The organism is Marinospirillum sp. (assembly GCF_014859565.1).
Genome location: NZ_JACUUA010000143.1, coordinates 1 through 8,381 on the forward strand (window position 1 = coordinate 1; position 8,381 = coordinate 8,381).

Below are 8,381 nucleotides of genomic sequence, written 5' to 3' on the forward strand. Positions count from 1 at the left end.
GTGCCCGGAGCCGGAATCGAACCGGCATGACCGTTAGGTCGAGGGATTTTAAATTCTCTGAATAGATTAACTTTGTCTAACTTTACCAAGATAAACAAAGGCTTAGCGTTTAACAAAGCCTTTTTATCTAACCCTGTCTAACTGCTGCGTGGTCATTATGTGGCATTAAAGCCCTAATAATTTTTTATTGCCTTCCACCCTGGAACCATAGTTCGGCAACTCTGGCCGCTACTCGGTATCCGTCCCTGTTTTCTTCAACGTCTCTCGGATTCCTTCAACTTCCGGGCTTATCTGTCCCTGTTCGGGCATCGTTTCGCCTGTCATTAACCACCAGCGTAATTCTGGAAAAACCCTTCCTAGTGCATCCAGCTCATCAAGTGAGCAGCGTGCTTTTCCTCTCTTTATGTTGTTCCACCTGTCTTCTTTTATTCCCGTCTTTCTTTCCAGTCCCCTTGCTCCGTGCTTTTCAATTAACCATAAAACTCTATCAGATGTTGCATTGCTCATAGTGAATACTCATAGATTGTACTCTTTACAAGATACTCTGTAGCCGGTACTATTTACCATGTAGTCAGTAACACGTAACTACATCTAACTATCAACCCATTCTAGCAAGGTAAACAGCTATGAACCAGTTGCCCGAAAACCAGCAGCAACCCATGCCAGACTTTTCAGTCCTGCGGCATACAGCCATAACCCCATTGGTCAGTCGTGAAAAATTCGCTGAGTTGGTCGGAATCGAACCCGGTGTAGTCCTTGGATGGTGTAACAAGGGTTATCTTCCGACTGTCCCTATGGGTCGCCACTCTCTCGTTAATCTTGCGAAGCTCTCCCAACAGTGTTTAGAACATGGAGGTGCTGTATGAATACTAAGGTCCGCTTCTATCAAGGTCTGGACTACCTGCTTTCCCATGTTGACGGTTTTGGTGTTAATAAAACTCAGGTTTCAGGTGAAAACGGAGCCACTTTAGTTAATATCTGTCATATCGAAACTGAGATTTTACTTTCATTTGATGATTCTATATGTCCGGCTGTATGGTCTTACCATGTTGGTGATGTTAGTTCAGAGCCTAAGCAATTTTTAACTGTTCAGGATTTGGCTTTATTTATCTGCAATTATCACGGCCTTGATTTTGTTTTTACCGGCTCTGTTTTTGAAGATGTTGGTGCGCAGTTAGTCGATTATCCTTTTAAGTTAGTTGATGAAGATTCGGGCGTTAAAACTACACGTTTAGTATTTAGTCCTTCGCTTCAACAATATTTGCTTAGGCGTATGCCGCTTAGACAGCGTCAGCGCGTTTTAAGTTATCCGCATCTCAGTTCTTTTATTCGTAAAAGGATTGAAAGGCTTAATAAAATTGCCGCTTCACGTCCACCGGTTAGTTCATCTAACTGGCGGGATCATGTTTATGGAAAAGGTGCCAGCTCATGACCAGAAACCTTTTAAAACCCATGCGAATTGCTCTCCCGATAGAGCGTTATAGCGATTTAATGCGAATTGCCGCTGATCATCAGTGTTCTATCAATCAAATGGGCGAAAAAATCATTCTGGGTTATATCGCCCAGCAGCAAAAACGCGCTGCTGTTTCTGAAACCGCTACTTCTGGTGCCAGCTGAATGTTTATTACCTGCCCGTCACCCGTCGCCTGGTCGCGTAGCACTTCGGGCACCACCAGAGACGCGGCGCAAGGCTGCGTATGCACCCTTGCGGCTTGGCCTTGCGCCGCGTCTCTGGTTGGTGCCAGTGCTCAACAAGCGACAACGGCGGCAGGTGTCGGAGCAGGAACACCTGCCCCGAGCCCAGAGCAGGGAGCGGGTGGTTTTGGGTTTTCCGCGTTAGGGATTGAAGGGGCATGTTCACAGCGCAAGCTTTTCAGCGCTGGGAATGAGCGTCTAGCGAACCCCGGAAAGCCCGGCGGCTCTGCCGTAACGCCCAAAAGATTTTGACCTTTACAGACTTTAAGGAATTAAAACCATGTTGAATTTTGACGCTGTAGATTTAACCCAAAAAACAAAGGCTTATGTTGCTTCTGTATCCCGTTACTCAATGGACGGAAATGAAGGTTGTAATGTTTTTTGGGTGCAAGCTGCTGACACTAAAGCAGAAAACCGCATTGGCTGGGAGATTATGAAGTCCTCCGCTGAAATGGATCTGTTTGATGAGTTCCGCCGTATTGATGATGGTAATTGGCCAAAACTGATGGAATTTGAATACACCCACAAAGCAATGGGTGGCGGCAAGGCAGGGTTCCATATTGTCAGCTTTGAGCTTGTGGAACAAAAGGCTAAACCTGCCACCTCTGCACCTGCTGACAAAACCCAGCAGAACAGCCAGAACAAAGGTTAAGGAAAATTCGTTATGACTGCTGTAACCCACGTTTGCACTGAATGGCACCAGAACAGCAATGGCTGGTATCTCTGTTCCCAGCTTACTGAGGCATCAGCAGTTATAGCACCCGGTTTGGAACCGCTGGCTTTAGCGGCTCCATTTTCAGCAGGCTTTGGCCTGGTACTCGTGTCGGCTGCTGCGGGTGCAGCAATCGGCTTAATCATCCGGTTCGTAAGAACCTAAACAACCAAGAAGGTGAACATTATGGATTATGCAACTCTGACCGGCTCTGTGGATTTCTCCGGCGTTTTGACTGCCGGTGCTGCTGTAGGCGCTGCCGTAATCGGCGTTTATGTGGCAATCAAGGGTTATCAGCTCGTTAAGTCCTTCGTTACTAAGTAATAGAAGGCGCAAAAAGAAAGCCCTGCCGGTTCAGTAGGTCGCGCAGGGCTTTCTGTTATCAGTACAACAGAAAACAAAAGGAGTCTTCACAATGCTAGATTTGAATACCGTAATGTTAATGATAGGCGCAATCTGCGGCTTTGCTTTTACAAGCATGTGGAGATTTTAATTATGAAATTAAAGATATATTCGATTCTTTTTTTATTTTTTTGTTTTTCGCCTTACGTTTATTCTTCGACTTGCCCCGTACCAGTCGAGGTTGTGTATGGAACGGGTAACGCTACTACTTTATGCCATAGTTATACTGGTGACTGTGCACCTCCTAGCCCTAGTTTTCAACCCTCAGACAGTTACGGCTCAACTTGGATACTTTACGCCTTATCATCTAGTTGGTCGGGCGGCGGAACCTATAAAACGGATCATTCTGGACCACAGTACACATATAAGGATTTTTCAGTTCCAACAGTTACATATTATTTTAGAAATTCCTCTGATAGAAGTTATGCGTGGAATAATAAAGATACTTGTCCTCCTGAACCTCAGCTTAATCCACCTAAAACAGACGAAGAATGTTCTTCTGAGTTTTCAGGTTCAGGTACTTATACCCTTAGCCTTCTTGAATCTTCAAGTTCTTTCGAGTCAATGGGTTGTAAGATTTCGAAGTCTAATGACATTGTAATGTGCATACCTAACCCTGACGGCACAACAAAAGATTGCACCAGTGAATGGGTCGCTGAATCCACTGGTGAAGAATATGATCCTGATCCACCTGAAGGAACAATAAATTTTGTTCCTTTTCCTGATCCTGAGCCGGAACCTGATCCGACAGAACCCACTGATCCTACATACCCGACTGATCCGACTGATCCCGGTGCCGGTGGTGATTCCGGTGGTGATAGTGGTACCGGCTCCGGTGGCGGTGGTGGTGGCGGTGGTGGTGGTGGTGGTGGTGGTGGTGCTACTCCCACTGATCCAGAAGATCCAACAGAACCCACTGATCCAGAAGATCCAACAGAACCCACTGATCCAGCTGATCCAGCTGATCCCGGTACTGGCGGCGGTGAAGGTGGCGGTGAAGGTGGCGGTGATGGTGGCACAATCTCGTTTCCCGGCGATTTTGGCGATGGTGATGGTGATGGTGAAGGCACTGGAGACGGTGAAGACACTGGAGGCGGTGAAGGCACTGGAGGCGGTGAAGGCACTGGAGACGGTGAAGGCAATGGAGACGGTGAAGGCACTGGAGACGGTGAAGGTGATGGTGACGGTGATGGATACGGCCAGCCGGGTGATGGTACTGGATTTGGCTTAGAAGATCATGAGGCAAGAACAGTTAAAGAGGTCATTGATGAGTATTGGGTAAGGATTGCAGAAGCTCCCGTTTTTAATCCTAGTATAGGGCTGAATGTATCAACGTCCAGTTGCCCGACTTTTAATCTGTCCATGGGTATTTGGGGTAATCATACTTTGGATCAGCATTGTTCCCTTTTGAGTCAGTATGAAAGTTTGATCTCTGCAATTTTTTTGTTTGGTTTTGCCTTTCTGGCTATCAGGATTGTCTTGTCTGCATAGGGGGTTATCATGTTAGAGGATTTGGGTAATTTTATAATGAATATTCTGCTCTGGCTTTATGAACAGGTGCAGGATTTGGTTCAATGGTTTTTTGATGGTCTGGAATATCTCTTTATAGAATTGATATTGTCGCCTGTGCTTAATGCTTTGGCTTCGCTGCTTGAGTCTATCCCTCTACCTGACTGGTTTACCCATGGGACTGTTAGTGTTGGGTCTGCTGGATATTTTATTGCTATGGCTGAGGTGCCAGCAGGTATAACAATGATTATTTCTGCTTATACCATACGCTTCTTAATCCGCCGTATTCCAGTTATCGGGTGATTTATGTCCATACTTGCATTTATTGGTTTGCCCGGTTCAGGGAAAAGTTACGGTGTTGTCCAGAACGTTGTTGTTCCTAACCTAAAAAAGCGCAGAACCATAGTTACCAATCTGCCTTTGATTGCTGAAAAACTCCGAGAGGATTTATTCAGTCCGTTTGAGGCACTCCCTGTTCATCTGCTGACTGATGAACAGTTTCAGACTGAGGATTTATTAAAAAAATATCCCGGTGCTGTATTTATTATTGATGAAGCACAGCGATATTTCCCAGCCGGTATGACTGAGGCAAAGCTACCCGGTCATTATAAAGACTTTTTTTCAATGCATCGGCATTCTGCTTGCCCGGAAACCGGCTTTACCTCTGAGATTGTGCTTGTTTCTCAATGCACGTCAAAAATTGCTAGTCCGGTGCGTACCTTGGTCGAATACACCTATATTGCTAAAAAAATGTCATCAGTAGGTGCAGATAATCGCTATAGGGTCGATGTTTTCGAGGGTTGCCAATCCATAAAGTTTAAGAGAGGTCAGTTTGTCCGGCAAATATTTGGCAAATATGAAGCCCCATTCATTCACTATTACAAAAGCCACACCCAGTCATCTGATAATGTAGTCGCAAATGAAAGCAGGGCTGATGCTCGTGCGTCAGTATGGAAGTCTGGCAAGGTTAAAGCCTATTTAGGGGCTATGATCGCTGCACCTATACTTATTGTTATAGCTTTTTATCAAGTCGGTTCAGCTCTTAACCCTGAACCTGTTGAAGAAAAAGCGCCTGTAACTTCTGCACCAAAGCCCCAGCAGCAGCCTGATAATTCACCCGGTTTAATCGCTGAAACGACTACATCCGCAATAAACCCTAATTATAATTCCGCTAAAAAACAAGCTTTTACCTTGCCCGATATGCTCAAGGATTCAGAAACCGACTGGATACACTTCTCGTTAACTGAGTTGGGCGCTCGGTCTGTTTATCGGGCTGTCACTATGGAACCTGTGAAACTGGATGTTTCCGGCCTTGAGCCATCGCCAGAGTGGCGATTGGCCGGTTACATCAGTAGGCCGGATGTTCAGCCATTGATACACGCTGTTAATTCATCTGGATCTGTTCGCCGAATCCCTCGGCATGATTGCATTTTTTACGCGCAGATTTCTGATTACGTTTGTGTGATTGGTTCGTATCAGGTCACTACATGGTCAGGCCAGCCCAGCGATTTCGGGTCTATGGCAACCCATCAGGCACCGAAAACGATACACCACACGGCACCGTGACCACCCTCTAGCAGGTCACGCAGAAAATCAAAAAACAGCCTATTAGCTAACTATATCTAACAACGGAAAATTAAACATGATTGAAAAATGGAAACGTACCAGTCTTGAAGCCCTGTGCTCCAATGACCTATACGACACACGCGGTAATATCATGATTTCCGAAGCTGGGCAGGTTGATACATCCGCCTTTAAAATCCTGTCCTCAACAGTTGACACTATACGACAGTTATACAAAGGCGTTCTAAAGTCTGACGTTCTGGAAAAGCTCCAGCACTGTTATGACACCCATACTAATTTTACTACGTCCAAAGGTGTCGAGTTTGCTGTGGGTGGCGCTATGGTTGGCGGCTATAAGTTTAAGTTGCAAAACAACGACATAGGTCTGATTGTGTTGGTGAAACACCGTTACCATGATGAAAAGCTTGATGCACCCCACCTGAAAATCGATCTTTCATCCAAACTGATAGAATCCCTAGATCCTGTAGAAACACAGCAATATTTAGACAAAATAGCATCCTACTGGCTGAATGATCCGCAGCCAACAGGTTGTGCTGTCCATATGGCAAGCGATATACAGGGCTGGAAGCCTCCCGGCGATTTCCTCTCTAGATTCGTCTGCCGTTCTAAGCGTATTTCCGTCAATACAGGCATATCTCAAATGTCGATGGAAGCGGGTGAAATCGCCACTACTTATAATTATGGCCAGTCTCTCCTGTTCGGTACTGCTCGTGCTCTACAGTGTGCCATTTATAACAAGACTGCTGAGGCAAAATACAGGGGCAAATTGCACTATTGGGAAGCTCTGTGGGGTCGTCTGGGTGGTGATGAACCCTTTACCTCTGCCTATGATCCAGAGCAGCCCGTTTGGCGTGTAGAGTTCCGTTTCCATCAGTCTGTTATCAAGGAATATGCTTCTGGAACCCTAGACAAAACTGGCCGCTATGATTTTTTGAATACTGCAACAGGTGAGCAGGTCGGTACTGACTGGCGTTTGCTCCGATACATTGACATCGTGCCCCATTTGTCCGGCCTGTGGCGTAAAGCTGCCTCAAGTTTCCGGCTGGATACCAAGCGCGGAAAATTGATTGATCCTTGGTGGCAGCGTCTGGCCGATGATCCTCTTTTTTTTGAGACTGAGCAAAAGCTAGAGTACAGACGGGTAAAGCGTCCAGCGGGGCAGGGTGGTGAAAAGAACATTCAGCTAGGCTTGGGCAATCTGTTGTCAATTTATGCCCGTCAGCGTTTCACCTCCCAGATGGCTATAAACTGCTTGATGGCATCCGGTATATGGCCTGAATTGGTCGGGTATTACGCTGCTCGTGATGTGAATCAAAGCCAGCTGATGGAGTTGATAAAGCAAAAGTTAATACAGCGGCGCTTGGTGGGGTCTACCTGATGGCTGTAACTCAGTTACCAAGTGGGCGTTGGCTTGTTGACGTTAACCCGTCCCGTGCTACCAAGCGCGTTAGGCGCGTAAGAAAAACAAAGGCGGAAGCTCTCAGGCTTGAGCGTGAATTGCTGTCTAAATTTGAGGCCGGACACGATTTAATGCCCAAAAAAGATACCCGGTCATTTTTAGAGTTGATAGAGCTGTATTATGACTTGCATGTCCGGCATTTGACGTGCAAAAAGCCTTACGCAACCCTGCTTATTTTGTGCAAGCTGTCCGGCAACCCACCGGCTTACAGGTTAAATTCTGCATGGTTTCACGGTGTCAGGGCTGAGCGTTCCAAAACAGTTGGAGCCAACACCCTTAACCATGATCGGGCATACCTTCATGCAATGTTCAACAAGCTGAAGCGTTCCGGTCATTGGTCGGCACCTAATCCGGCTGCTGATACCGACAAGATAAAACATAATCAGCCTGAAATGTCCTTTCTGTCACAAGAACAGATCCACCTGCTTCTGACTGAGCTATCCCGCTCCAGATCGCGTCATGTCTACCCTGTGGCCTTAATCTGTCTCTCAACGGGTGCTCGTTGGACTGAAGCGGAAACCCTGACACGTCAACAAGTACAAAACGGTTCTATCAGTTTCTGGAAAACCAAAAGCAAAAAGCCCCGGCATATACCCATCACTCCGCAGCTGGAAGCACTCATAAATAACCATCAGGCGTATTCAGTGAACCGGCTTTTTGCTGGATGCTATACCGCTTTCACTCTTGCACTTCAAAAAACAGGTATCCAGTTGCCTAGGGGTCAGCGAACACACGTCCTGCGTCACACGTTTGCCAGCTGGTTTATGATTAACGGTGGGAACCTCCTGCACCTGCAAAAAATACTCGGACACTCGACCATTGAAGTAACCATGAGATACGCGCATTTGGCACCCGGACACCTCGAATCGGCGCGGGAATTTAACCCAGTTCGGAATCTCGGTGGTCATAATGTGGTCAGTGTTCGGGGTTCAGGCTGATTCGCTCGCCGGTGAAATGCTGTAAGTTCTTGATTTTATTGGTGCCCGGAGCCGGAATCGAACCGGCATGACCGTTAGGTCG

General features: G+C 46.6%; 10 protein-coding genes. 9 read left to right on the forward strand and 1 reads right to left on the reverse strand.

The window, feature by feature from the left end:
* Window positions 1-228: 228 nt before the first annotated feature.
* Window positions 229-507: a hypothetical protein gene (locus tag IBX50_RS14505; protein ID WP_292257007.1), complete on the reverse strand. Its 279-nt coding sequence runs from the start codon at window positions 505-507 to the stop codon at window positions 229-231.
* Between the two features lie 355 nt (window positions 508-862).
* Between IBX50_RS14505 and IBX50_RS14510 the strand changes: the two genes are divergently transcribed.
* From IBX50_RS14510 to IBX50_RS14550, 9 genes are all read left to right on the forward strand, one after another.
* A complete protein-coding gene (locus IBX50_RS14510) occupies window positions 863-1,432 on the forward strand; it encodes a hypothetical protein (protein ID WP_292257008.1) in 570 nt (189 codons plus the stop codon).
* Window positions 1,429-1,617 carry a hypothetical protein gene (locus IBX50_RS14515; RefSeq protein ID WP_292257009.1) on the forward strand — a complete coding sequence of 63 codons (189 nt, stop codon included), beginning with the start codon at window positions 1,429-1,431 and terminating at the stop codon, window positions 1,615-1,617. The genes IBX50_RS14510 and IBX50_RS14515 overlap by 4 nt, the downstream gene beginning before the upstream one ends.
* Window positions 1,618-1,975: 358 nt before the next feature.
* Entirely contained in the window at window positions 1,976-2,347 is a 372-nt protein-coding gene (locus tag IBX50_RS14520) for a hypothetical protein (protein WP_292257010.1), read from the forward strand.
* A gap of 246 nt (window positions 2,348-2,593) precedes the next feature.
* Entirely contained in the window at window positions 2,594-2,731 is a 138-nt protein-coding gene (locus IBX50_RS14525; protein WP_292257011.1) for a major capsid protein, read from the forward strand.
* A 787-nt stretch (window positions 2,732-3,518) separates the two neighbouring features.
* Window positions 3,519-4,040 carry a hypothetical protein gene (locus IBX50_RS14530; RefSeq protein WP_292257012.1) on the forward strand — a complete coding sequence of 174 codons (522 nt, stop codon included), beginning with the start codon at window positions 3,519-3,521 and terminating at the stop codon, window positions 4,038-4,040.
* Between the two features lie 269 nt (window positions 4,041-4,309).
* Window positions 4,310-4,621, forward strand: a complete 312-nt coding sequence (locus IBX50_RS14535) for a hypothetical protein (RefSeq protein WP_292257013.1) — start codon at window positions 4,310-4,312, stop codon at window positions 4,619-4,621.
* 3 nt (window positions 4,622-4,624) lie between these two features.
* Complete coding sequence (locus tag IBX50_RS14540) at window positions 4,625-5,884, forward strand: zonular occludens toxin domain-containing protein (RefSeq protein WP_292257014.1); 1,260 nt, start codon at window positions 4,625-4,627, stop codon at window positions 5,882-5,884.
* A gap of 76 nt (window positions 5,885-5,960) precedes the next feature.
* Window positions 5,961-7,280: a hypothetical protein gene (locus IBX50_RS14545; protein WP_292257015.1), complete on the forward strand. Its 1,320-nt coding sequence runs from the start codon at window positions 5,961-5,963 to the stop codon at window positions 7,278-7,280.
* Window positions 7,280-8,299: a tyrosine-type recombinase/integrase gene (locus tag IBX50_RS14550; RefSeq protein ID WP_292257016.1), complete on the forward strand. Its 1,020-nt coding sequence runs from the start codon at window positions 7,280-7,282 to the stop codon at window positions 8,297-8,299. Before IBX50_RS14545 ends, IBX50_RS14550 begins: the two co-directional genes overlap by 1 nt.
* Window positions 8,300-8,381 lie beyond the last annotated feature (82 nt).

Bases quoted from the DNA above. Each gene is read 5' to 3' on its own strand.
- IBX50_RS14505 (WP_292257007.1), bottom strand. From the start codon at position 507: ATGAGCAATGCAACATCTGATAGAGTTTTATGGTTAATTGAAAAGCAC.
- IBX50_RS14510 (WP_292257008.1), top strand. From the start codon at position 863: ATGAATACTAAGGTCCGCTTCTATCAAGGTCTGGACTACCTGCTTTCC.
- IBX50_RS14515 (WP_292257009.1), top strand. From the start codon at position 1,429: ATGACCAGAAACCTTTTAAAACCCATGCGAATTGCTCTCCCGATAGAG.
- IBX50_RS14520 (WP_292257010.1), top strand. From the start codon at position 1,976: ATGTTGAATTTTGACGCTGTAGATTTAACCCAAAAAACAAAGGCTTAT.
- IBX50_RS14525 (WP_292257011.1), top strand. From the start codon at position 2,594: ATGGATTATGCAACTCTGACCGGCTCTGTGGATTTCTCCGGCGTTTTG.
- IBX50_RS14535 (WP_292257013.1), top strand. From the start codon at position 4,310: ATGTTAGAGGATTTGGGTAATTTTATAATGAATATTCTGCTCTGGCTT.
- IBX50_RS14540 (WP_292257014.1), top strand. From the start codon at position 4,625: ATGTCCATACTTGCATTTATTGGTTTGCCCGGTTCAGGGAAAAGTTAC.
- IBX50_RS14545 (WP_292257015.1), top strand. From the start codon at position 5,961: ATGATTGAAAAATGGAAACGTACCAGTCTTGAAGCCCTGTGCTCCAAT.
- IBX50_RS14550 (WP_292257016.1), top strand. From the start codon at position 7,280: ATGGCTGTAACTCAGTTACCAAGTGGGCGTTGGCTTGTTGACGTTAAC.